Source organism: Phyllobacterium sp. RCAM01083, from assembly GCF_055685835.1.
This window is the reverse complement of record NZ_JBVFZN010000003.1, coordinates 522,843-547,245: the sequence shown is the minus strand read 5'-3', so window position 1 is coordinate 547,245 and position 24,403 is coordinate 522,843. Positions and strand designations below refer to the sequence as shown.

General features: G+C 57.4%; 23 protein-coding genes. 14 read left to right on the top strand and 9 right to left on the bottom strand.

Going from position 1 to position 24,403, the window contains the following annotated elements; genetic code table 11:
* Positions 1-111 precede the first annotated feature (111 nt).
* Entirely contained in the window at positions 112-621 is a 510-nt protein-coding gene (locus ACZ25R_RS04100) for an Lrp/AsnC family transcriptional regulator (RefSeq protein ID WP_472460123.1), read from the top strand.
* 145 nt (positions 622-766) lie between these two features.
* On the opposite strand, the gene ACZ25R_RS04095 is transcribed toward ACZ25R_RS04100, so the two are convergent.
* A complete protein-coding gene (locus ACZ25R_RS04095) occupies positions 767-1,573 on the bottom strand; it encodes a YdcF family protein (protein ID WP_472460122.1) in 807 nt (268 codons plus the stop codon).
* A gap of 210 nt (positions 1,574-1,783) precedes the next feature.
* Here ACZ25R_RS04095 and ACZ25R_RS04090 point away from each other — a divergent pair, with 210 nt between their 5' ends.
* From ACZ25R_RS04090 to ACZ25R_RS04065, 6 genes are all read left to right on the top strand, one after another.
* Positions 1,784-2,665 carry a DMT family transporter gene (locus ACZ25R_RS04090; RefSeq protein ID WP_472460121.1) on the top strand — a complete coding sequence of 294 codons (882 nt, stop codon included), beginning with the start codon at positions 1,784-1,786 and terminating at the stop codon, positions 2,663-2,665.
* 99 nt (positions 2,666-2,764) lie between these two features.
* Positions 2,765-3,442 (top strand): HAD hydrolase-like protein, encoded by a 678-nt coding sequence (locus ACZ25R_RS04085; protein WP_472460120.1) that lies wholly within the window; start codon positions 2,765-2,767, stop codon positions 3,440-3,442.
* Positions 3,443-3,723: 281 nt separating this feature from the next.
* Positions 3,724-4,326, top strand: coding sequence for a hypothetical protein (locus ACZ25R_RS04080; protein ID WP_472460119.1), 603 nt, complete (start codon positions 3,724-3,726; stop codon positions 4,324-4,326).
* Between the two features lies 1 nt (position 4,327).
* Complete coding sequence (locus ACZ25R_RS04075; protein WP_472460118.1) at positions 4,328-4,990, top strand: ABC transporter ATP-binding protein; 663 nt, start codon at positions 4,328-4,330, stop codon at positions 4,988-4,990.
* Entirely contained in the window at positions 4,983-5,669 is a 687-nt protein-coding gene (locus tag ACZ25R_RS04070) for an ABC transporter ATP-binding protein (protein ID WP_472460117.1), read from the top strand. The genes ACZ25R_RS04075 and ACZ25R_RS04070 overlap by 8 nt, the downstream gene beginning before the upstream one ends.
* An 88-nt stretch (positions 5,670-5,757) precedes the next feature.
* The gene (locus ACZ25R_RS04065; RefSeq protein ID WP_472460116.1) at positions 5,758-8,325 is read left to right on the top strand and encodes an FtsX-like permease family protein; all 2,568 of its coding nucleotides are present in this window, start codon (positions 5,758-5,760) and stop codon (positions 8,323-8,325) included.
* A gap of 226 nt (positions 8,326-8,551) precedes the next feature.
* Here the strand turns inward: ACZ25R_RS04065 and ACZ25R_RS04060 are convergent, their stop codons facing one another.
* Positions 8,552-8,965 (bottom strand): hypothetical protein, encoded by a 414-nt coding sequence (locus ACZ25R_RS04060; protein WP_472460115.1) that lies wholly within the window; start codon positions 8,963-8,965, stop codon positions 8,552-8,554.
* Positions 8,966-9,454: 489 nt separating this feature from the next.
* Here ACZ25R_RS04060 and repA point away from each other — a divergent pair, with 489 nt between their 5' ends.
* The 3 genes from repA to repC all read left to right on the top strand — a co-directional run bounded on the left by repA (position 9,455) and on the right by repC (position 13,369).
* Positions 9,455-10,738, top strand: coding sequence for a plasmid partitioning protein RepA (gene repA / locus ACZ25R_RS04055; protein WP_404928898.1), 1,284 nt, complete (start codon positions 9,455-9,457; stop codon positions 10,736-10,738).
* A 9-nt stretch (positions 10,739-10,747) separates the two neighbouring features.
* Complete coding sequence (gene repB, locus ACZ25R_RS04050; RefSeq protein ID WP_472460114.1) at positions 10,748-11,815, top strand: plasmid partitioning protein RepB; 1,068 nt, start codon at positions 10,748-10,750, stop codon at positions 11,813-11,815.
* Positions 11,816-12,022: 207 nt separating this feature from the next.
* Positions 12,023-13,369: a plasmid replication protein RepC gene (gene repC / locus ACZ25R_RS04045; protein WP_472460113.1), complete on the top strand. Its 1,347-nt coding sequence runs from the start codon at positions 12,023-12,025 to the stop codon at positions 13,367-13,369.
* Positions 13,370-13,428: 59 nt separating this feature from the next.
* Here the strand turns inward: repC and ACZ25R_RS04040 are convergent, their stop codons facing one another.
* The 7 genes from ACZ25R_RS04040 to ACZ25R_RS04010 are packed head-to-tail and all read right to left on the bottom strand — an operon-like array spanning position 13,429 to position 18,744.
* Positions 13,429-14,214 (bottom strand): transporter substrate-binding domain-containing protein, encoded by a 786-nt coding sequence (locus tag ACZ25R_RS04040; protein ID WP_472460112.1) that lies wholly within the window; start codon positions 14,212-14,214, stop codon positions 13,429-13,431.
* Positions 14,215-14,264: 50 nt separating this feature from the next.
* The gene (locus ACZ25R_RS04035) at positions 14,265-14,993 is read right to left on the bottom strand and encodes an amino acid ABC transporter ATP-binding protein (protein WP_472460111.1); all 729 of its coding nucleotides are present in this window, start codon (positions 14,991-14,993) and stop codon (positions 14,265-14,267) included.
* On the bottom strand, positions 14,977-15,630 hold the full coding sequence (locus tag ACZ25R_RS04030; RefSeq protein WP_105733670.1) for an amino acid ABC transporter permease: 654 nt from the start codon (positions 15,628-15,630) through the stop codon (positions 14,977-14,979). Before ACZ25R_RS04030 ends, ACZ25R_RS04035 begins: the two co-directional genes overlap by 17 nt.
* Positions 15,631-15,640: 10 nt before the next feature.
* Positions 15,641-16,324, bottom strand: a complete 684-nt coding sequence (locus ACZ25R_RS04025; protein WP_346305019.1) for an amino acid ABC transporter permease — start codon at positions 16,322-16,324, stop codon at positions 15,641-15,643.
* Positions 16,325-16,339: 15 nt separating this feature from the next.
* The gene (kduD, locus tag ACZ25R_RS04020) at positions 16,340-17,095 is read right to left on the bottom strand and encodes a 2-dehydro-3-deoxy-D-gluconate 5-dehydrogenase KduD (protein ID WP_472460110.1); all 756 of its coding nucleotides are present in this window, start codon (positions 17,093-17,095) and stop codon (positions 16,340-16,342) included.
* Positions 17,096-17,100: 5 nt separating this feature from the next.
* Positions 17,101-17,937, bottom strand: a complete 837-nt coding sequence (gene kduI, locus ACZ25R_RS04015) for a 5-dehydro-4-deoxy-D-glucuronate isomerase (protein ID WP_472460109.1) — start codon at positions 17,935-17,937, stop codon at positions 17,101-17,103.
* Between the two features lie 42 nt (positions 17,938-17,979).
* Entirely contained in the window at positions 17,980-18,744 is a 765-nt protein-coding gene (locus tag ACZ25R_RS04010; protein WP_464664706.1) for a GntR family transcriptional regulator, read from the bottom strand.
* A 463-nt stretch (positions 18,745-19,207) separates the two neighbouring features.
* On the opposite strand from ACZ25R_RS04010, the gene ACZ25R_RS04005 reads away from it, so the two are divergent.
* The 4 genes from ACZ25R_RS04005 (at position 19,208) to ACZ25R_RS03990 (ending at position 24,402) form a co-directional block, all read left to right on the top strand.
* Positions 19,208-21,004 carry an acetolactate synthase 3 large subunit gene (locus ACZ25R_RS04005; RefSeq protein ID WP_472460108.1) on the top strand — a complete coding sequence of 599 codons (1,797 nt, stop codon included), beginning with the start codon at positions 19,208-19,210 and terminating at the stop codon, positions 21,002-21,004.
* A gap of 170 nt (positions 21,005-21,174) precedes the next feature.
* On the top strand, positions 21,175-21,909 hold the full coding sequence (locus ACZ25R_RS04000) for a FadR/GntR family transcriptional regulator (protein ID WP_374042715.1): 735 nt from the start codon (positions 21,175-21,177) through the stop codon (positions 21,907-21,909).
* Entirely contained in the window at positions 21,906-23,093 is a 1,188-nt protein-coding gene (locus tag ACZ25R_RS03995) for a PLP-dependent transferase (protein ID WP_464664708.1), read from the top strand. The genes ACZ25R_RS04000 and ACZ25R_RS03995 overlap by 4 nt, the downstream gene beginning before the upstream one ends.
* A gap of 25 nt (positions 23,094-23,118) precedes the next feature.
* Complete coding sequence (locus ACZ25R_RS03990) at positions 23,119-24,402, top strand: ABC transporter substrate-binding protein (protein WP_403181574.1); 1,284 nt, start codon at positions 23,119-23,121, stop codon at positions 24,400-24,402.
* The last annotated feature ends 1 nt before the right edge of the window (position 24,403 follow it).

The window sequence follows — 24,403 nt, the reverse complement described above, 5'->3', positions numbered from 1 at the left end:
GGCTGGCTCTTGCACTGGCGGTCTCCAGATAGGATTTGACAGAGATTATATTCCCCCTCACTCTTCAAATCCTCACCGATTTTTTGACAACTTGGAGCTAGTACGGGTAAAATGATCGATAAATCCGAGAAAATTGATGATTTTGATCTGAAAATTCTGACCTGCCTTCAACGAAACGCGGTCGCATCGCAACGTGATTTGGCCGACCAGGTGGGGCTATCGCAAAATGCATGTTGGCGGAGACTCCAACGGCTTCACGCCATCGGCATGGTGCGAGGCGCACACGCTGACATCAATCTGGAGGTGCTTGGTTTCGATCTGATCGTGATTGTCATGATCCGCACGCGCCACCACTCCAAGGAATGGTCTGATGATTTTCGCAAACACGTCGACCAGTTGCCAGAGGTTATCGATTTTTACCGAATTGGCGGGGATTGGGACTATTTGATCAAGGTCGCAACCCGTGGGATGTCAGGCTATGACGCTTTTTATCAAAAACTTATTACAAACTTCGATCTGGCAACCGTAACGGGCTATTTTTCGATGGAAGCCATTATCAACAATCGAGCGGTTGATCTAACTCGTGTCCGCCAAAGCGACAAGGGTCGTTTAATTCCGTAAAGCGTCCCGTGAGCCATACATCGGATAATCTGGAAAAACCGCCCCGCGAAGCACTTTCGTTCAAGGCCCATCAGCTTGAAGCCGGGAAAAACGGGCGCGGAAGCATAGGTCCCTCTGTCACAGCCAATCGAGACCGAGATCGGATCTACACCGGGTTCCGAGGGGACGGAAATAACTCCTCGGTCAAACCAAGGACACGATAAACGAACAACCCCAGCCATTCATGCATCGCAAGATCAGATGCGGCAAGACCTGTGGCAATGGTCGAAACGGGTCTGAGCCAATCTGCGCTCCCGCGGGTGCGATAATCCACGGGATAGGGAGTTATGTTCATACCGGCAGCACGAAAACACGCAACGGCCCGTGGCATGTGGCTCGCCGAAGTCACCAGCAGCCACTGTTCCCCTGGCTTGGCTTGAAACGCTGCGGCGGTTTCCGATCCGTTTTCGCACGTGTTGCGCGAAAGCTCCTCAATGCTGATGCGGGTTTCAGGTAGACCGATAGAGACAAGCACATCTTTGGCAATCTGCGATTCCGTCGGGGAGCTGTCGTGTACAAGATGATTGGCACCGCCGGACAGCAATACACGCGCATCAGGATGAAGCCGGGCGAGTTCAGCCGTTGCCGTCAGCCTTTCGGCTGCCTCGTTCAAAGCGGGGCTATGACGTCCGGCTGTTATGTGCGTGTCGACGGCGCCTCCGAGCATGATGATGCCGGCAACTGGCCCTGTAATGCTGGGTTGTGGAAAGCGGTTCTCAAGAAGCAGTAGGGCTGCTGGTCCTGCAGGAGACCAGCCAAGGATTGCAAGTAGCGCAACTGACATCACGAGAAATGACAGACCTGTCCTGCGAAACCCTAGGATCAGGGCGAACATGCCCAAAATACCGAGAAGCCCGATGATATTGGACGGCAGGACCACGTAGCCCGCCACTTTGGAGATCAGGAAGAACATTTAAGGCCCCGGTGTTCACGGCATGATTGCTTGTGTGCGTGATGTGTGCAGCATCATGCGCTTATTGTCCAATGGAACGAAGGTGATCGATACGGAGCAAGAGGAAGCCATATTGGGCAACGAGAAATCCAATTTCAAATCTCATTGTTTCCTGACACCAGGATGTCAGCAGTGGGCCTATATTGTTTCTGTTCAATCAAAGGCGGATCGATGAGTGCGGCGGGATATCGACTGGGACTGGTGTTTGTTACAGGCTCTGCGGTGGCTTGGAGCACGGCAGGATTTTTCACACGGCTTATTCCGCTGGATAGCTGGACGATGCTGGCATGGCGCGGCATCTTCGGTGCGATTGCAATTGCATTGGTGATTTTCGCTTTGGAAGGTCGAAAGAGTTGGCTGGCGTTTCGAACGATGGGTTTGCCGGGATGGATGTTCGCGGCCGTATCCGCGATCGGAATGATCTTTTTCATCACATCGCTCAGGCACACGACCGTCGCCCATGGTGCGGTCATTTACGCCACGGTTCCGTTCGTTGCCGCGGGTTTGAGTTGGCTCGTTCTGAATGAGCAACCCACACGCAGCGCCATCATTGCAAGTTTGTTTGCCCTTGCCGGTGTGGCGCTGATGATGGGGCTGGGCATGGAAGGCGGACTGTTGGGCGACGTCCTGGCATTTGGACTTACCGTCTGTATGGCCATCATGATGGTTATCGCGCGGCGTTATCAGAATATCCCGATCATGCCGGCCGCCTGTCTGTCGGCTTTGCTCAGTGGTTTGGTGTGTTGGCCGCTCGGTGATCCGCTTGCCATTACCAGTCATGAGCTTTTGATCCTGGCTCTGTTTGGTGTTGTTAATTCAGCCGTTGGTCTTGCGCTGTTCACACTGGGTGCCCGGCATCTTCCGGCAATCGAGACGGCCTTGATTGGATCGTTGGACGCTCCGCTGGCGCCTCTCTGGGTTTGGCTCGCATTCAACGAAACACCCGGTGCAAGCACGATCATTGGCGCGCTGATTGTCTTTACTGCGGTGTGTGTGCACCTGATTGCCGGAACACTCAGACGAAAACCGCAACTTGAACCTGCCATATTCTGAAATCTCGAACTACTGTTGCTGCCAAGCGGATGGGAATTGGGGGTACGACGGGGGCCGTTGCAGATACAAAAAGTCAAAGCGATGGGAAATCCAATCCAAATGCCGAATTCTGATCTTTCCATTCTTCTGGACCTCGACGGCACACTGATCGACTCGCAACCCGGCATTGTGTCCAGCTGTCGTGCCGCCCTGCGTGCGCTCGGACACGAGCCGCCCGAGGTTATGGATATTGAAGCGTTGATCGGACCTCCGATCGAGGAGGTGATGCGATATCTGCTCGAACCCTACGGCGACGATCGCATCTCTGACGCAGTCGATGCCTACCGTAGCGACTACAGCGCTCGGGGACTTCTGATGAGCACGCTTTATGATGGGATTCCCTCCGCACTGAATTCCCTTCGCATTGCGGGAATGAACCTGTTTCTGGCGACATCAAAGCGCGTCTTCTTTGCTCGAAGGATTCTGGAAAATCTTGAACAGAACCGCTTGTTCGCCGGAATTTACGGTTCAGAACCCGGTGTTGTGACAGATCACAAGCCGGAGTTGATCGCGCATATTCTGGCAGAGAACCAGCTGAATCCGAACAGATGCGTGATGGTGGGCGATCGTAAATTCGATGTGTCCGGGGCGCATGCGAACAATATGAAAGCGATTGGCGTAACCTGGGGGTACGGTAGCCGGGAGGAACTCGACTTGGCAGGAGCCGATACGCTGATCAACGGCCCTGCAGAGCTCAAGAATGCGATCCTGAACTTGCTGCGAGCAACGGCCGCCTGAAAACCCTTCAACAACGTGGCGTTTCCTTCCATCAGCGGTCGGTGGGTGCGATAGCACTCTTCGCAATGTCAATTTGGGATTCGCGAAGTCGGAATTCTCTACGATGATATTGGCGGACGACCTTACATCGGTCCTTTTTCCGCAAATCTCAAAAGCGCCCGGATATTGCTCTTCAAATACAATTCTCGCCTTACCGAACCGTATGGTAGCGGTCAAGCGGTCGTAAAGTTGGATGTTTATGGTTTTCGATGGCGCATGGTGGCGCGCACGAAGGAATGACCATGAACAAATATCTCGAAAAACACCCTGCGGTCACGATCGCCTTGGTGCTCGGAGCTGCTGTCACATCATCTTGTTTAACATTGCCGGCAGCGCATTCGGCATCAATGCCTCAGGTTGAGGATTCTGCGACGGAAAAGAATCCACCCGGAGACATCCCCGATACCCAAGTCTTTATCGAGTATCGCTCCGCTCTTGGCTTTTCTTTGAAGGTTCCCGAAGGATGGGCAAGGAAGGACGGACCGGACGGCGTCAGCTTTACTGACAAATTGGACGGTGTGGTGGTTATGGTTTCCGCCGCCGCTTCGCCGCCCTCGGTAGAATCCGTAAAGCGAGACTATGTTCCCAAAATGGAGGCCGCTGGAAAAGCGGTCAAGGTCGCTGGCGTTCGCGCCGTAAAGGTATCTGGTGGCAATGCCATCCTGATTTCATACACTTCAGATTCCGAGCCAAACGCGGTCACGAACAAACAGGTTCGGCTTGAGAACAGACGCTACCTTTACTTCAGGAATGGAAAACTTGCCGAGCTCGATCTGTATGCACCATTTGGAGCGGACAATGCAGATCAATGGCGCATGATGTCCCAATCGTTTCGCTGGCAATGATATGCCGCTCATCGAAGCCCATGAATTGTACCGATTTTACCATAACGGGGATGATGAAACGGCGGCACTGCGTGGCGTCAGCCTTCAGGTTGGGCATGGCGAGATTGTAGCGATTACCGGACCGTCGGGCAGCGGTAAATCGACCTTGCTGTCATGTCTGACAGGCCTTGAAGAACCGGACGGCGGTTACGTCATCATCGCCGGTGAGAGGATCACGCGGCGCTCCGAAGCATTTCGAGCATCCATAAGGGCGACGCGTTTGGGCATTTTGCAACAGGTGCCGAACCTTCTTGCGCACCTCACCGTGACCGAAAACATCGAACTTCAGATGCACCTGGCCGGCATGGCAAACATGAACAGCATCGAAATGCTGCTTTCGACAGTCGATCTGCGGCATCGTGCCTATGGTTATCCGAATGAGCTGTCCGGGGGGGAGGCGGCTCGCGCAGGGTTGGCTGTAGCGCTTGCGGCAGACCCCGTGCTGCTTGTCGCCGACGAGCCCACAGCTGAAGTTGACAGAAAAACTGAATCGCACCTGATCGAGCATTTCAAAAAACGGCGACAGGCCGGCAAGTCGACGCTCGTTGCGACCCATAGCGATGCGATGTCCGGTATCGCGGATCGTGTTCTCAGATTGAGGGACGGGAAGGTGGTCCATGACTGAATGTCTGGTCGATGCAAAAGATGTTGCAAGGGACTTTCCGGACGGAACATCCGGCGTGAGCACGGTCCTGCAGCCGTCATCGTGCCGGATCATATCCGGGGATCGGATTGCGCTTACCGGCCCCTCCGGAAGTGGCAAGTCTACGCTTCTCTATCTGCTGGGCGGCCTTGACCGGCCCACCCGAGGGATTGTGGTCTGGCCGGCGCTCGGTGCCGGAGATACCCTGCGGCCTGAGAAAATTACCTATGTTTTTCAATCACAAAGTTTGTTTCCCGCTCTGACGGTTCTTGAGAATGTAGCCTTACCGCTGATCGTTTCAGGCGGGAATGGCCTGCCTGATCAACGCGCGATGGCCTTGCTCACTGAATTCCAGCTCGATGGGCTGGCGGGGAAGCTTCCGGAAGAGTTGTCGGGCGGGCAGGCCCAGCGTGTCGCTTTGGCAAGAGCTCTTGTAACGCAACCGCGATTGATCCTTGCGGACGAGCCGACCGGCCAGCTTGACGTGGCAACGGCAAGGACATTGATCGATGTGCTTCTCAGACAGATAGACGGCACGTCAACTGCGCTCGTTATCGCGACGCACGATCTGAGGGTCGCCGAGCGCATGGAGAAACAATGGTCGATGCGACACGGCACGCTGACCACCGACAATCCGTCTCTTGCCGAATTGGTGCCGTGAAATGATGGGTCTTTGGGTATACGGTCTTGTCACGCGCCGCCCCCTGCAGCTTTTGGGAACCGCTGCAGGCATTGCAGGGACAGTCGGCTTGATCGCTTGTCTCGGCCTTTTTCTTTCTTCCAGCGCCCAAACGATGACCAGGAGAGCGATTGCAGGCGTTCCGATTGACTGGCAGGTCGAAGTTCTGGCTACAGCCGATAAGGCAGAGATAAAGAAAGCGATTGCTGAATCCGCAAGGGTTGCCGCTATGGGGGAGGCGCATTTTGCAGGCGTGACCGGCCTGGAAGCCACGACTGACGGAACCACCCAAACCACCGGGCCGGGAAAGGTGCTCGCATTTGACGCCGCCTATCTCCAAAGCTTCCCTGCCGAAATCCGCTCATTGTCAGCGCCAAATGGCGGTACGATGATAACCCAGCAGACAGCATCAAATCTCCACGTTAGGCCAGGTGATGTTGTTACGATCCATCGCATCGGTTTGTCGCCCGCGACGCTAAAAATCGACCGCATTGTCGATTTGCCTGACGCGGATTCACTTTTCCAATCGATAGGTTTGCCACCCCAATCGGCCCCACAGGCGCCTCCCGACAATGTCTTGATACTTCCCTTGAATATTTGGAAAGATATTTTCGGACAACAGGAAGAAGCTTCTCCCGGTAGCATCAAGTTGCAGTTCCATGCGAAGCTTTCGCACGCAGAATTACCTGCAAACCCTGATGCCGCCTATGCTTACGTCACTGGTGCCGGCCGTCATCTTGAAGCCCGGGTTGCAGGTTCGGCGTTGCTTGCCAACAATCTTGGAGCACGGCTGGATGCGGTGCGAGGCGATGCCCTCTATGCCCGCGTTTTGTTTCTGTTTCTTGGAGTGCCGGGAATACTGCTTTCAATGATGCTGACTTTTGCCATTACCGCTTCAGGTGCCGGTCGCAGAAAACGTGAACAAGCTCAAATGCGCGTTCGCGGTGCATCAATGCGTCAAATCCTCTGGTTGACGGCGATGGAGGCGTTTGTTGTTGGTCCATTGGGTGTCATCGGCGGAGTGATCCTGGCATTCCTATTGACCAGAACGTTCTTGGGAAATGTGCCGCTGAGCTTATCGCACGTGTTTCTGTTCGTGGCTCTGGCGGCTTTTGGCATGCTGCTATCCCTGGCAGCGGTCATTCTTCCCGCCTGGAATGCGGCCCGGCTTCGAACCGTTCAGCTTGCCCGAAAAGCAGTCGAACCCGCTGCGATGCCGCTTTGGCAGCAATTCTATGCAGACGTCGTGCTGATCTTGTCGGCAGCAGCTATTTTCTGGCATTCGGCGGCACATGGCTACCAGGTCGTTCTGGCAACGGAAGGCGTTGCAGCGACCGCCGTCGATTATACGGCATTCGCCGCTCCGATCCTGTTTTGGCTTGGATCTGCGCTTTTCTGTGTTCGCATCTGCGGCTTCATCATTCGTGGAAATGGTGCAATATTGCGCGCGATGGTCATGCCTGTGAGTGGGTCGATGACGAAGGTTGTATCGTCCTCGCTTTCACGACAAGCCGGGCGATTGACGCTCGCAATTGCCATGGTCGCAATGGCGGTGTCGTTTGCAACCTCCACGGCGGTTTTCAATCGCACCTTCAACGAGCAGGCCCATGTGGATGCCGAACTGACGAACGGCTCTGACGTCACGGTTTTTGGCACGACATTGCAACCTGCGGGGAGCCAATTGGCGCAATTGGAATCCATTCCAGGCGTCACGGTAGCGCGTCCCATGCAGCATCGCTTCGCCTATGTCGGCATGGATTTGCAGGATTTATATGGAATCGATCCCGCACGCATTCAGGCTGCAACGAAACTGTCCGACGCCTTTTTCTCTACGGGAACTGCCGCCGACAATCTGGCCAGTCTCCTGAAAACGCCAGACGGGGTTCTCGTGTCAGAGGAAACGGTAAGGGACTTTCAGCTCAAAACGGGTGACACGATAAACCTGCGCCTGCAAAACGCGGCCGACCATCAATATCATGCCTACCCGTTTAAATTCATCGGCGTGGTAAGGGAGTTTCCCACTGCGCCGAAAGATTCGTTTTTGGTCGTAAACATGGACTATGTTTCAAAAATTACCGGCAACGCGACCGCCGAATATGTGCTGCTGCGTACAAGTATCGATCCGGCAGCTGTCGCGCGCGCGGCCAGCGTATCACTAGGCTCGTTCCCATCGTTGAAAATCGTGGATATTGGCTCGGTCAGCCGTTTGATTGGCTCCAGCCTTACCGCCGTCGACCTTCGCGGCTTGACCTCGATTGAACTGGTGTTCGCGCTCATCATGGCGATTGTCTCGGCTGGGCTCATGCTTGCCCTCGGTTTTATTGACCGAAGTCGCGACTATGCCATTCTCAACGCAATCGGGGTCAAGCCAGCCCAACTCGCGGCATTCCTGTGGAGCGAGGCCGCCATCATTCTGCTTGGAGGTTTGGCATTCGGTCTTGTTACGGGCGTGATAACGGCTGGTATTCTCATCAGGATGCTGACGGGTGTTTTTGATCCGCCACCGGAAACCATGTCGGTGCCGTGGCTTTACCTGCTCGCCGTCGGTGCCACGACAATCGCCTCGGTCATTCTCGCTGTTGCGTTTACCGAACGCCGCCGCAGACTGGCGTCCCAGGCATTCTGGCGACAAATATAAGCTGTCTGTACACAGTTTCGGATGAGGTTGAGCTTCCTGCGCAGGATGAGAACAAGCCCAACTCGGGACCTCAATCGCAATTAATAATACACACTGTCTTCAATGGGCTGGACCAGTAAGGCTTGCCCGCATTGAAAGTAAATCCGAAGCGCGTTCTTCTCGCGCCACAGTCGACGGCGGGCGGCGACGCCCTACTCGTGGAGTAGGGCCACCTGGCGCGCGCCGGTCACTTTACGGAAAAGTCGACCGATTCCTTCATCGTGCCGTCAACGGCGATCTGCACCTGATAGGTGCCGACAGGCCAGCCGGCGTCCGGCTTGGAAATCGAGGCGTCGATATGATTTTCGATCTTGCCGATTTCGAAGCTGGCCTCGTCGATCTTGTAGTTCGCCGGCGCGACACCGCCCGAATCCACCGAAATCCAGCTGACGGTTAGCTTTGATCCCGAGGCCACCTCGTCGGTCAGGTCGGCGGAGAGGAAAATCTTGGCCGTATCCCGCGCAAATGTCGCCTGCGTCTCGTTCGCGTCCTTGCTTGCGGACAGCACGATGTTTTCGAACCCTTCGGCCTGCGCGTGCACAGCGAACGCTCCAACCGCCACCAAGGCAGCTGCCCCCATCATCATCGACCGAATGCGCATGTTTTTCCCTTTGGACTGAAACCGCGGCCCGCGTCCGACTCATGTGGTGCGTGCCCGTGACGGCCACAGTAGAATGCGAGGCCAGGGTTTGTCCATGGAGCCACGGCGGCATGATCTGCCTTTTGACGTGATCCTCCATGTCCGTCGTCAGGGTGTCAAACGGCCTCCAAAACTGTCCCCGATCGGCGTCCAATTTTTGCACGCCGATTCACACATAACAGTGATCCGTGCTTTCAAACGGGGCGCTGCCTTAATGGTTAATTTGCGTTAACTATAAAGTGCTTGACGCGACTCGGTTCTTTCAGCAGTTTACTTACGGTTTTAAGGGGTATCCTGCGATATAAGCGTTACACGTAAATCTGAATGTTAGTGCTGTTTAGCAGCGTTAAATCACCAGCCAGCGTTACCCTTTTTGGTATTTCTGTCGAATCGGCGCATCCTCATCCTGCGCTGATGCGATTCTATTGAACAGGCGCACAGGAACGATACGTGACTATGATGAATGCGGTACAGACAACTCAACCGGATGGCGCGCAATTGGCGGCTGTGCCACAGCCATCCGCTGCCTTGACCGCAGACCGGGCCATCGCTGCCGACGCAGAAATGCTGTCGGCACAGTTGCAGGCGATGCGCAACCGACTGTTTCCGCCTACAGCCCAGAAGGCCCTGCGCAAATTCACCAGCGGCGAGGCGGCAAAGCTCATCGGTGTCTCCGACGGCTATCTGCGCCAGCTTTCCATTGCCGGCGAGGGGCCCCAGCCGGAAACCGGTGCCAATGGACGCCGGCTTTACTCGCTCGCCGAGATCAATGCGCTGCGCCATCATCTCGCTGACGCCGGCGGCCCGAAGGCCAGAACCTATCTGCCGCATCGCGATCCCTCGGCCAACGAACATATGCAGGTGATTGCGGTCACCAATTTCAAGGGCGGTTCCGGCAAGACCACGACGAGCGCACACCTGGCCCAGCACCTCGCCATGGCCGGGTTTCGCGTCCTTGCAGTCGATCTTGACCCTCAGGCATCGATGTCGGCACTGTTCGGCTACCAGCCGGAACTCGATCTGACCGGCAATGACACGCTCTACGGGGCCATTCGCTATGACGGCGAACGGCGCCTGATGCGCGATATCATCCGCAAGACCTATTTTGACGGGCTCGATCTTATTCCCGGCAATCTCGAGTTGCAGGAATTCGAGCACACCACACCGCAAATGCTCGCCGACCGCCAGCATGGCGCGCAGCAGAGCATCGAACAGCAGCTGTTCTTTGCCCGGGTACAGGCGGCGCTGGATACGATCTCGGATGATTACGACGTGGTCGTCATCGATTGCCCGCCGCAGCTCGGCTTTTTGACGCTGTCGGCGCTTTGCGCTGCCACGTCGGTTCTCGTCACGGTGCATCCGCAGATGCTCGATGTGGCATCCATGAGCCAGTTCCTGTTCATGACGGCGGATCTTCTGGCCGTGGTGCGCGAGGCGGGCGGCGAACTCAATTTCGATTTCATGCGCTATCTCATCACCCGCTTTGAGCCCAATGACGCGCCGCAGCAGCAGATTGCCGGCTTCCTGCGCTCGCTCTTCGGCGATCGCGTGCTGACATCGGCCGTGGTGAAATCGACGGCGTTTTCCGACGCCGGCCTTACCAAGCAGACGCTTTATGAAGTTTCACGCGACAGTTTCACTCGGGCAACCTATGACCGGGCCATTGAATCGCTGTCCTCCGTCAATGCTGAAATCCAGGGCCTGATTTTCAAAGCCTGGAACCGGCCTGTGTGAGGCAAGCACATGACTGACAAGAACCGCAGGGATCAACTCAAAGCGCTTTTCGGAACGGTGGATACGGCTCCCCAGCCGGAGCCGACGCCGCTCAATACGGCTCCGATGGACAACACTCCTCCTTCTGAGCAACCGAAGCAGCGCACGGCGTCCGGTGCCATCAAGGCTATGGGCCTTTCGCTCGGCGGTATCTCGCGTGAGCTGGAGGATGCCCGTAAGATTAGAGAAAGTCTCGAGGGAGCGGAACGGGTCATCGAGATTGATCCCCAGCTTATTGAGTATTCTTTTGTCGAAGACCGGTTGAGCCACGATTTCGGCCTTGACGAGACGTTCAGGGAACTGGTCGAGAGCATCAAGCTGAATGGCCAGCAGGTTCCCATTCTCGTCCGGCCGCATCCGGAGCGGAGGGGGTACTACCAGACCGCCTACGGCCATCGCCGTCTGCGGGCGGCGGCGGAACTCAAGCTGCCGGTGCAGGCGATCGTCCGTGAGCTGAGCGATGCCCAGCTTGTGGTGGCGCAGGGCAAGGAAAATGCCGAACGGCGCGATCTCTCCTTTATCGAACGGGCTTTCTTTGCCCGCAACCTGATTGACCGCGGTTTCAGCCGGTCGGTGGTGCAGGATGCCCTGGCTTTGCACAAAGCCGAGATGACCCGCTACCTCCAGGTCGTGGATGCCATTCCGAAACCGATTTTGCAGGCCATTGGCCCCGCACCCAAAATCGGCCGGCCGCGCTGGGTCAAACTGGCTGATCTGTTGAAGAAGCCGGATGGCCGAACGGCAGCGCAGGCGATTGTGCAGCAGGACCATTTCAAGCTGCTGGGCAGTGACGGCCGCTTTGAAGCGGTATTCGAGCGGCTGCTGGAGCTCAACAGGCCAGCTGCGGCAGCCAAAGCCGATCCTGCAGCGGCAAGGCATATACGCGACGGCAATGGTGATTTCATCGCCCAGCTTCTGAACAGCAAAAAGGAGCGGTCGATCAGTTTTGCCGACACGGTTCCCGAGGGGTTCGTGGAGTTTGTGGCTGGCGAGCTAGACGGGCTTTTGCAGCGCTACAGGAGCGGGCAAAAAGCCTGAGACGGGCGTTATTCTGGTTTTGTGTAAGCGTTGAACGGAAAGAACAAAGAGAAGGAACAACGGCAAGAAAAAAGGCCCCCAGAACGTTACCGCTCCGGAAGCCCTCTTCAATGTAGCAATTTTAGAGAATCACTTCCTACCTGACTTGTCAAGCGTTGGACGCGTTCCGGCAACACCTTTCCCTTGCCTCAATTTGAGGTAGAGAAAATGACTGATCGTTTTGCAACGACGCCGTTTGGCGGGCGATCGCTGTCGCATGCCATGTTCGCAGTGCAGGAAAAGACAGCCCGTGCCCGTGAAAAGCTGGCCGGTAGCGATGCCAATCACCCGGAAAAATGGGCGCTGCTGCGGGAATTGACGCAGGCGCGCGCGGCTTTCTTCCTGTCGGATCGCACCATTGCCGTGCTGGAGGCGCTTCTGAGCTTCTATCCCGAGACCTTGCTCGACGGAAGCGCACCGCTGGTCGTGTTTCCGTCCAATGCGGAGCTATCCATGCGCACGCGTGGCATGTCGTCCGCGACCATTCGCCGGCATCTTGCCGCGCTGGTGGAAGCGGGATTGATCATCCGGCGCGACAGCCCGAACGGCAAACGCTATGTCCGGCGCGGGGAAGGCGGGGAAATCGAGCACGCATTCGGGTTCGACCTGTCGCCCCTGGCACTGCGTGCCGATGAAATCAGGGAACATGCGGCCGCGGCACGGGACATGGAGCGCGCCATTCATCGCGTCCGCAGCGAAATCACCATCCATCTGCGCGATGTCTCCAAGACCATTGATGCTGGACTGAGCGAGGAACGCCCAGGCGCGTGGGAAACCTATGCAGATGAACTGGCAGCCCTCTCGGGGCGGGTCAGCCGGCATCTGCCATTGGAGACCATGAAAACAAGGCGGGACGCGCTTGCGGATCTGCGCAGCAAGGTCGAAAAAGCCTATCTCGACACACTTTCAAACGAAGAAATGAGCGGCACTGACTCTTCTTCTGAGCACCATATTCAGAATTCAAATATAGACCACCATTTTGAAAGGGCTTCCGAAAAAAGCCAGAAACGAACGGCAGCGCCTGAAACTGCAGGTAACGGGGATGCTGAAACGGAAGAAGACCGCAAGGCGGAAGCCGGGCGCAGCCAGGCAATGTCAAAAATGCGCCAGCGGTTGCTGGATGCCAAACTGAAACGGGCGCAGCACAGCGATATCCGGCCGGGGGATTTGGCCGCCGGGCCGGTGAAGACTGCGGCGCTGCCGTTGGGCGCCGTCCTGGAAGCCTGCCCGCAAATCCGGGATTATGCCCGCAATGATATCGGGGATTGGCGTGATCTGATGCAGACCGCCGGTCTGGTCCGCTCCATGCTCGGTATTTCGCCGGATGCCTGGGAAAGGGCGCGTGAAACTATGGGGGATATCAACGCTTCCATCACCATTGCCGCAATACTGGAGCGGGCCGGCGAAATTCGCTCACCCGGCGGATATCTGCGCGCGCTGACCGACAGGGCCGAAATTGGCCAGTATTCGGTTATTCCGGTGATCAAGGCGCTCAATGGTGAGGGGAGGGCATAGGTGCGGACAGCGAAAAGGGGCGCGCGAGCACCCCTGATCCAGCATTTTTGCGCCTCAGATCAACGAGAGGTGAGATCGTCAGGCAAATCGCGGTTGTGGAACTCCTTGAAAACAGTCCGCAGCGTTCCATTGGCGAAATTGGTCTTTACCCAGTTGTTGAGCCAATCCTGCAACGGTTTTTCGCCCTTCGGCAGAGCGATGCCCAGATTGGTTTCCTTCTGGGTGAATTTGAGTTCAAGCGGATTGCTGGTGCGTTTCTTGTTCAGGCCGCCCAGCACAGCCGACTGGCTGGAGATGATGTCGACCTGACCGGATACGGCGGCGGTGATCAAGGTCGCATCGTCTTCGAAGCGTACGATCTGCGCACCGGGCGCATTCTGGGTGATGTCCATGTCATTTGTCGTGGCGCGGGTAACACCGATGCGCTTGCCGGCGAGATCGGCATAATTCTTGATCTCGACGCTCTTGGGCGCGGCGACAATCAAGCTGAGCGTGGCATAGGGAACGGAATAATCGATGGCCTTCTTGCGCTCTTCGGTAATGCCGAGTGCGGAGACGACCATATCCGCCTTTCCGGTCTGGACGGTCGGTACACGGGCGGCATTGGTAATCTCGACCAGATCCAGTTTGACGCCGAGGTCTTTGGCAATGAGCCGGGCGGTTTCGACATCGGAGCCTGTCGCCTTCAGATCGCTGTCGACATAGGAATATTCCGGGCTGCCCATGGCGACAGCAATGCGCACCTTTCCGGATTTCTTGATATTTTCCAGCACGTCAGCTTGCGCCACCGTTGCGGCTATCATGAGTGCCGCTGCGGCGGCTGCCACTTTCATCATCGTTTTCATGTTCTCTCTCCCAGTTGATTCAGTCACGCCGGTTTTGACCGGATTTGCAGTCACAGGCCGTTTGCCAGAAACTCCTTCAATTCCTGCGTTTCCGGCCGTACGAGCATGTCACCGGTACCGGTCTCCCAGACCCGGCCGGTATTCATGTAAATGACGCGGTTGGCGACCTTGCGGGCAAAGGCCATTTCATGGGTGACGACGATCATGGTCATTCCACCCTTGGCCAGATCTTCCATCACACGCAGAACTTCGCCCGTCAGTTGCGGATCCAGCGCCGAGGTCACCTCGTCGAACAGCATCACTTTGGGTTGCATGGCGAGCGATCGGGCAATCGCCACGCGCTGCTGCTGGCCGCCGGACAATTGTTCGGGATAGGCTTCGATTTTCTCGATCAGTCCAACCTTGGCGAGAACGGATTTTGCCGTCTCGAACGCCTCGGCGCGGCCGATATTCTTGACGCGGCGCAGCGCGAGCGTGATGTTTTCCGCCACGTTCATGTGCGGAAACAGATTGTAGCTCTGAAACACCATGCCCACGTCCTGGCGCAACGTCCGGATATTCAGCTCCGGCGATTCCACGCGGTGCCCGCAGACTTCGATGCTCCCGCCCTGAATGGATTCAAGCCGGTTGATACAGCGGAGCGCGGTGCTCTTGCCCGAGCCGGATTGACCGATGAGCGCCACCACTTCTCCCGGTGCCACATCGAAGGATACGCCTTTCAGAACTTCGACGGAGCCGAAACGCTTGATCACTTCATGGAGTTTAACGGCGGCCGACATTCAGTTTCCTCTCGAGAGAACGGCTCCAGACCGACAGCGGATAGCAGACGCAGAAGTAGAACGCGGCGGCGATGCCAAAGATGAGAAAGGGCTGGAAAAGCGAATTGTTGATGACTTGTGCGGCACGAGTCAGCTCGACGAAGCCCACAACGGATGCCAGCGAGGTATTCTTGACGAGCTGGACCATGAAACCCACGGTTGGCGGGGTGGCGATGCGCATGGCCTGCGGCAGGATGACATCCACAAGCACTTGCCACCGGGTCAGGGCGAGGCATTCGGCGGCTTCAAACTGGGTGCGCGGCACGGATTCGACGCATCCGCGCCAGATTTCGCCGAGATAGGCGCTGGAATAGATCATCATGCCGACACCGGCAGCCATCAGCGGCGGCAATTCAATGCCAATGACGCCGAGGCCGAAATAGATGACGAACATCAGAATGAGAAGCGGCGTTCCCTGAATGATCTGGACATAGACGAGGGACAGCCGTCGCAGCCAGCGCATCGTTGACGTGCGTGCGAGCATGACAAAGAACCCCGCGACGCCGCCAAGCGCAAAAGCGAGTGCGGAAAGGACCACAGTCCAGACGAGCCCGTGCAGTAGGTAAACGAGATGATTTATGGTGAAACCGTCGGTCATGGCAGCGTCCTCACAGGGGTGTTCCCAGCTTGCGGCGGCGCGGAAAGATCGCGAGTGCTATCGCGTGAAATCCGAAGCGCAGCAGATAGGTGATGACGAGATAGATCGCGGCGATGACGATGTAGGTCTCGAATGAGCGGAAGGTGTAGGACTGGATATTGTTGGCGACACCAGTCAGATCCTCCGCCGATATCTGTGACGTGATCGACGTTGACAGCATCATCAGGATGAACTGGCTGGTCAGGGCGGGATAGACGCGTTCAATCGACGGCATGAGGATGATGTCGCGATAAATCTGGAAACGGGAGAGCCCAAGCGCTTCGGCTGCTTCGATCTGGCCGGGATGCACCGCCTCCATGCCCGCCCGCACGATTTCGGCGGTATAGGCTCCGACATTGATCACCATGGCGAAAACCGAGGCGAAAAACACCGGCATGGTCAGGCCGATCGATGACAATCCGAAGAAAATAAAGAATATCTGGACGATGAACGGCGTGTTGCGGACGATCTCGATGTAGATGCCGACGGCGAGACGCAACCAGGGATAGGCGCTGCGCCGCGCGATGGCGCAGAGAACCCCGATGACGAGCCCGATGGCCACCGCGACAACCGTCATCTCGATTGTCGTGACCGCGCCCTGAAGAAAGCTTTGCCAGTAGGGGAGGAGCGCTTCGAAATCAAACTGGTAATTCATGGCACTCTTCCCGCTCTATCGTGCCAGCCAGCCGCCGTCGACGGGCAGCACGGTTCCGTGGACGTAATCGGAGGCACGGGAAGCCAAAAACACCGCCGCACCGCCAATATCCGAGGGATTACCCCAGCGGCCAGCCGGGATTCTGGCCAGAATCTGGGCGCTGCGGTCCTGATCGTCCCGGAGCGCCGTCGTATTGTTGGTGACGAAATAGCCGGGGGCGATGGCATTGACGTTGACGCCCTTCGCGGCCCATTCGCATGCCAGGAGTCTGGTGATTCCGGCCAGCCCGCTCTTGGAAGCGGTGTAGGAGGGGATGCGAATACCGCCCTGAAACGACAGAAGTGATGCAATATTGATGATCTTGCCCTGTCCGGCGGCAATCATGTGCCGGCCGGCGGCCTGGGCGAGGAAGAAAGCCGATTTGAGATTGGTGTCCATGACGGCGTCCCAATCGGCTTCCGTGAAGTCGACGGCGTCATTGCGGCGGATGATACCGGCGTTGTTGACGAGGATATCCACTCGCCCGAAGGCTTTTTGTGTTTCCTCGACAATGGAGGCGACCGGCGCGATGGTGCCGAGATCGGCTCTTATTTCATGGAAACCTGCACCCGCTTTTTCAACGAAGGAACGGGTTTCGTCCATGGAGGAGCGGCCAACCGCGGCGATGGATGCACCTGCCTCGGCAAGCGCGACCGCGATGCCCTGGCCAATGCCGGTATTGGCGCCGGTAACGATGGCAATTTTGCCGGAAAGATCAAAAGGCTGTGTCACCGATGTCACCGCAGCGCACCGATGGGGATATGATCCATATCCGTGAAGCTCTTGTTGTCGCCGCCCATGGCCCAGATGAATGCGTAGTTGGAGGTGCCGACGCCGGAATGGATGGACCAGCCGGGCGAGATGATCGCCTGTTCATTGGCAACGACGAGATGACGCGTTTCGGAAGGGTCTCCCATCATGTGGAATACGCGCTGATCGTTGGCGAGATCGAAATAGAGATAGGCTTCGGAGCGCCGGTCGTGGGTGTGCGCGGGCATTGTGTTCCACATATTGCCGGGATCAAGCTGGGTCAGGCCCATCACCAGCTGGCAGCTGTCGCAGACCTCGGGATGAATGTACTGGAATATCGTGCGTTTGTTTGAGGTCAGTTGGTCACCCAACTGGATATGCTTCGCCCGTTCCGGCCTGATGAGCGTGCTCGGATGGGCGGCGTGGGCCGGCGTCGAGAGCAGATAGAATTTTGCCGGGTTCGCCGGATCGGCGCTTTCGAACACCACGTCCGCCACGCCTTTGCCGATGTAGAGACAATCCCGCGGATCGAGGATGTGAACGGCGCCATCCAGTGTCACACGGCCGCTGCCGCCAATATTGATGACACCCATTTCGCGCTGGGCAAGGAAGAATTCCTGGCCGATCGGCGTCGGTGCCGTCAATGTCAGCGGTTTGCTGGCGGGCAGGGCACCGCCAATGACGAGACGGTCGACATGACTGTAGGTCAGTACGATTTCATCGGTTTCAAAAATGCTTTCAATCAGAAAGTGGCGGCGCAAATCGTCCGTGCCGTAGGCACGCACGGCGTCGGGATGGGAAACCTGTCTGACTTCGATTTTCATGTCTTACCTTTGTGTGTTTTCTGTATTGCGCCCGTCCGCGCATCATTCGTCGTCGATGAAGTAACTGGGGTTGATATTGCGCATCTCCTTCACCTCGTTGAGCATTTGCCCGAGATGAAAGCCCATGGCTTCGACCGCATGCGCGGTGTCGTGCCGGCGGATACCGTCGAGAATGGCTTCGTGCTCGACAATGACGCGGGTCAGGCGGCCGCGTTGCGGCAGGGTCAGACGCCGATAGCGGTCGATCTGCATCTTCACCTGCTGGATGACATTCCAGATGCCAGGAAACCCAGCTATGGCATTGATTTGCAAATGAAAACTCGTATCGGCCTGATGGAAAAGTTCGTTATCCGGGACGGCTTCAGCCAGGGTTAGTTCGGTGATGCTGGCCTCAAGACGCTTGATATCGGCGGCGTCGGCCTGTTCGGCAGCAAGCCTTACGGTCGTCTCTTCCAGCGATTTGCGGATGAGAATGGCTTCGTAAAGCGCGCGGCGCGGAATGCGTGCCACGAATGTTCCCGATTGCGGAAAAATATCGATCAGGCCGTCATCGGCGAGCCGCAGGACAGCCTGATGGACGGGCGTGCGGCTGACGCCGAAATGCGCCGCGATGTCCTTCTCGGAGACAGGCTCCATCGGTTTGCGGCGGAGGGAAATGATATCCTCGAGCAGTTCCTTGTAGATATGGGTTGCCGCACGCGGTGTCGCCGCGCGCTGTTGCACATAGGCGGTCTGCGAGGATGAAAGCGGATGCGTCCGGTCGCGCTTTCTATCGGTGTCATTGGTTTTTCTGTCGTCCGTGAGCATGCTGCCTGTCCTTTTGTCCTGCGGTTGTCGCCCGTCGCTTCTGGCAATTATCCCATTCGTATTGACGGATTTCCCCTGGCGTTTCGCAAGCCAAAATCTCAATTGAAATATAAATATTCTAATATTTCAGTTTTGACAAGACGTGGAAAACTGGTTGTGCACAGGACAGGCCCGCAGCGGTGGCATGCGTCCAAGCCGCATGCGCCCAGGCTCCATGTGCCTATGCTGCATGTGCCCGACAGCGGCGTTGACGGCCCGCCCATTACCGGTTAGTAAAATTGGTTATGAAAATTGCAATGGTTCTCGTGGTGGTGCGATCGCGCATGGGCAGGATGGTTTGACCATCCGGCGTTAAGCACCCATGCGCGGCAAACAGGCTCCTGACGGGGCTTTTTTTACGCCCTAATTTCCCCGGCAGCCCCGTCGAACCCGCCCTTTCCAACCATTGCAACAAGGAACTGCCATGACAGGCAAATACACCCATGAATCCGCGCGTGCGCCCATGACCGGGGCAGAGATCGTTCTCGAGGCACTGCGTGACAACGCGGTCGAACATATTTTCGGCTATCCGGGGGCGGCGGTGCTGCCCATCTATGACGAGATCTTCCAGCAAAACGCGATCAGGCACATACTGGTGCGCCATGAGCAGGGAGCCGGTCATGCCGCGGAAGGCTATGCCCGTTCGACGGGCAGGGTTGGCGTCATGCTGGTCACATCGGGACCGGGCGTGACCAATTCCGTCACGCCTCTGCAGGATGCCCTGATGGATTCCATTCCCATCGTGTGCCTGTCCGGACAGGTGGCGACCACGCTGATTGGCTCGGATGCGTTCCAGGAATGCGACACCGTCGGCATCACGCGGCCATGCACGAAGCACAACTGGCTGGTCACCGACGTCAACGATCTGGCCGCCACCATCCACGAGGCCTTCCGCATCGCGCGGTCAGGGCGTCCCGGACCGGTGCTGGTGGATATGCCGAAGGATATCCTGCTTGCCAGCGGTTATTATACTGCCCGATCTGCGGTCGAGGAGAGGGAAAGCTATCGTCCGACGACAGCGGGTGATGATGCACAGATACAGGCAGCACTCGCGCTTCTGGCGAAAGCGCGCAAGCCCGTCATTTATACGGGCGGCGGCGTGATCGGATCCGGACCGGCGGCATCAGTCTCGCTGCGTGCGTTTGCCGCGCTGACCGGCTTTCCCGTCACCTCGACGCTGATGGGGCTTGGCGCATATCCGGCATCGGGGCCGAACTGGCTGAAGATGCCGGGTCTGCACGGCTCTTATGAGGCCAATATGGCCATGCACGATTGTGATGTCATGCTGTGCATCGGTGCGCGTTTTGATGACCGCGTAACAGCGCGTATCGACGGTTTTTCGCCGAAATCGAAGAAAATCCACATCGATATTGATCCTGCGTCCCTCAACAAGATCGTCACTGCCGACATTGCCATTCGGGGCGACGTCGGCCGTGTTCTCAGCGAGATGCTGCGTCTCTGGCGGGCTCTGCCGGTTCAGCCGGATCAGCGACGGCTGCGGGACTGGTGGCAGACGATCAATCAGTGGCGGGCCCGCGAATCCTTCTCCTACGCGATGGACCACGCAGCCATCATGCCGCAATACGCGCTCGAGCGTCTTCATGCGCTGACCAGGGATCGCGATACCTACATCACCACGGAAGTGGGGCAACATCAGATGTGGGCGGCGCAGCTCTACGGCGTGGAGAGCCCCAACCGCTGGATGACGTCGGGCGGGCTTGGCACGATGGGCTATGGCCTGCCGGCCGCGATCGGCGTGCAGATCGCCCATCCCGACAGCCTCGTGATCGATATTGCCGGGGATGCATCGATCCAGATGACCATGAAGGAGTTGTCGACGGCGATCCAGTACGACGCACCGGTCAAGGTATTCATTTTGAACAACGAGCACATGGGGCTGGTCCGGCAATCGCAGGAGATCTTGCACGGCAACCGTCTCGCGCACTCCTATTCGGCAGCCTTGCCCGACTTCGTGAAGGTGGCCGAAGCGTTTGGCGCCGTCGGCCTGCGCTGCGACACACCCGATGCGCTGGATGATGCGATCCAGGAAATGATCGACGTCAAACGGCCGGTGCTGCTTGATTGCCGGGTCGCCAGACTGGAAAATTGTTTCCCGATGATCCGGCCCGGCCGCGCCCACAATGACATGCTGTTGCTGGATGAGATCACCGGCACGTCCTTCCGCGGGCCGGTCGATCCAGCCAGCCAGGGCTTGGTGTAGCCGCTTCGGTTATCGTTCGGGGAGCGAAGACGCAGCGCCGCGGGCGTTGCGTCTTTTCCGGTTGCCACCTCGCGGCCATGGCGTTCAAAAAAATTTGAACCGCCATTTGACAAGGGCGCGCTTCCATGCTGAATTGGCACAATGGTCCAACCAATTAAGCAGGGCATTTCGTGATCAACCCGATTCTTTCACCAGTGCAGACATCATCGCGCGACGACGCGGTGCTGAATGCATTGGTGGATTTCGTTGCCAGCGAAGGGTTGAAGCCGGGAGACCGCCTGCCGACGGAGCGGCTGCTGGCGGAATATCTGAAAGTCAGCCGGACGACCGTGCGTGAAGCGCTGACACGCTGGCAGGAACTCGGACTTGTCGAGCGGCGGCAGGGCAGCGGAACCTATCTGCGCTCCGCCGTGACCCGCAACATGCTGCATATGCCGCTGACACTGCCGTCCGGCAATGATTTCAACAGCCTGATGCATACGCTGGAAATTCGCCGCGGGCTCGAGGCGGAAGCGGCCGTTCTGTGCGCCGAGCGGGCAAGCGATGACGACATCGCCTTTATCGAGAAAAAACTGGTCGTCATGGAAGAAGCCTTTCATGCCCGCGCCGGTATGTCTTCGGAGGAAGACTGGGATTTCCATCTGGCGATCTTCCAGACATCGGGGAATCCGCTGTTCGAACAGATCATTGCCGCGATGTATGAAATGTTTCACCGGTTCTGGGAGCATCCGCTTGGCGTGCGCGACTTTGGTCATGCCAGCTTTCCCTATCACCGTACCCTTTTCAACTGCATCGCGGCCCGTGATCCCGTAGGCGCGCGCGCCGAGGCATTGAAACTGATCGCCACGGTTGAAGATGACCTTCGACGTGGCGCTGCAAATCTCAGGAAACAGAGCAAGACATGAACGACAATCCCTTTTTCTATGATCAGGACCTGATGGCAGAGGCGGCGACGCTGCTTGCCCATGACGAGCCATTTCCCGGCGGGTCTGTCGTTCCGCCCATCTATCAGACATCGCTGTTCACCTTCGAGAACTATGCGGATATGGCCGATACCTTTGCCGGCCGCAAACGCCAGCCGATCTATTCACGCGGCGACAATCCGACAGTCATGGAATTTGAAAGCAAGATCGCCGCGCTGGAAGGCGCGGAGGCCGCCCGGGCATTCTCCAGCGGCATGGGCGCGATCAGCGCCACCGTGCTGGCCTTTGTCGGGGCAGGGGATCGGATCGTCGCCGTGCGCAACTGTTATGGCGACGCCTACCGCCTGTTCGAGCGCCTGTTGCCGCATCTCGGCATCAAGGTCGATTATGTCGACGGTTCCGATCCGGATGCGGTTGCCGCAGCACTTCCCGGCGCCCGGCTGCTCTATCTGGAAAGCCCCAGCTCCATGATGTTCGAGCTGCAGGATATTGCCCATTACGCGCAACTGGCCAAGCAGCATGGTGTCGTCACCACCATCGACAATTCCTATGCGACGCCGCTGTTCCAGAAGCCGATCAGCCATGGCATTGATCTTGTTCTGCATTCGGCCTCGAAATATCTCGGCGGGCACAGCGATACCGTGGCCGGCGTGGTGGCCGGATCGCGTGAAATGATCGACCGCATCAACGGCCGCACCTATTCCTATCTCGGCGCAAAGCTGTCGCCCTTTGAGGCATGGCTGTTGCTGCGCGGGTTGCGCACGCTGACCTTGCGCCTGCCGCACCACATGAAGAGCGGCCTGACCATCGCGGAACGGCTGAAAGGGCGGGATGATGTCGAGCGCGTCATTCACCCGGCCTATTCCAACCATCCTGGTAAGGCAACGCTTACGGGATACACCGGGCTGTTTTCCTTCGAGGTGACCGAGGATGTCGACGTGCCGGCGTTTGTCGATGCGTTGAAGCTGTTTCGCATCGGCGTCAGCTGGGGCGGTCACGAGAGTCTTGTCGTTCCGGCGATGGCCTCGTTGCAGCAGACGCCAGACGCCAATTCCATCGGGCGCTTCGGTGTCAGCCCGCGAACCATCCGTCTGCATGTGGGACTTGAAAATGTAGAGGAGCTCTGGGCCGACCTTGTGAATGCCCTGGACAAAGCAAAACGCTAATCAGAAAACCAAGTGGGAGCATAAAATGCAAAAAAGAATGGGAACATTTCTCGCCGGTGCCATGGCGGCATTGGCCATGACCGTATCGTCAGCCTTTGCTGACACGACCATCAAGATGGTCGAAGTGATCACCAGTCCGCCGCGCACGGAACTGCTGAAAAAGCAGATCGCGGGCTTCGAGAAGGCCAATCCGGGAGTCAAGGTGGAACTGGTCTCGCTGCCCTGGGGACAGGCTTTCGAAAAATTCCTGACGATGGTTCAGGCGGGTGATACGCCCGATATCGTCGAAATGCCGGAACGCTGGCTCGGGCTCTATGCCAACAATGGCCAGCTCGAAGATCTTGGAGCCTATGTTGCGAAATGGAAGGACGGCGGTACGCTCGGCGAGCGTGCGAAGCAGTTCGGTTCCGTGGTCGACCACAAGCAGTACATGATCCCCTACGGCTATTATGTCCGCGCCATGTTCTGGAACAAGAAGCTGTTTGCCGAAGCCGGGCTCAAGGAAGCGCCAAAGACGCTCGATGAATTCATGGAAGCCAACAAGAAGATTTCCGCGATCAAGGGCAAGTATGGCTACTGCCTGCGCGGCGGTCCCGGCGGCTTCAATGGCGTCCAGATGTTCATGAACATTGCCAATGGCAAGGGTGCGTACTTCAATGCCGATGGCACGGCGACCCTGAACGAGCCGGGCTCGGTCAAAGGTCTCGAAATGCTCGCCGAGATCTACAAGAAGGGCTATGCGCCGAAGGACAGTGTCAGCTGGGGTTTCAATGAAATCGTCACCGGCTTCTACTCCGGCACATGCGCTATGCTCGACCAGGACCCGGATGCTCTGATCGGTATTGCCGAGAAGATGAAGAAGGAAGATTTCGGCGTGGCGCCGATGCCGACCGGACCGAGCGGCAAGTCCTATCCGACACTCGGTTATGCCGGATGGGCCATGTTTGCCAACTCCAAGGTCAAGGATGATGCCTGGAAGCTGATGGGCACGCTGCTGGCACCGGAAGACAATCTGGAATTCGCCAAGAATGTCGGTGTCTTGCCGATCCACAACGGTGCGGACAAGGATCCCTATTTCGGCTCGGAAAGCTTCAAGGGCTGGTTCCAGGAGCTGAGCGATCCGAAGACGTTCGAGTTCGTGACACCGCCGACGCATCTGGAAAATCTCGGCAACTTCTATGATTCCGTATCGGTGAAGAATTTCCAGGAAGTGCTGCTTGGCCAGAAGACAGCCAAGCAGGTTGCGGATGACTGGTCTGCATTCCTGACCGAGCAGCAGCAGGCCTGGATGGCCAAGAACAAGAAATAAC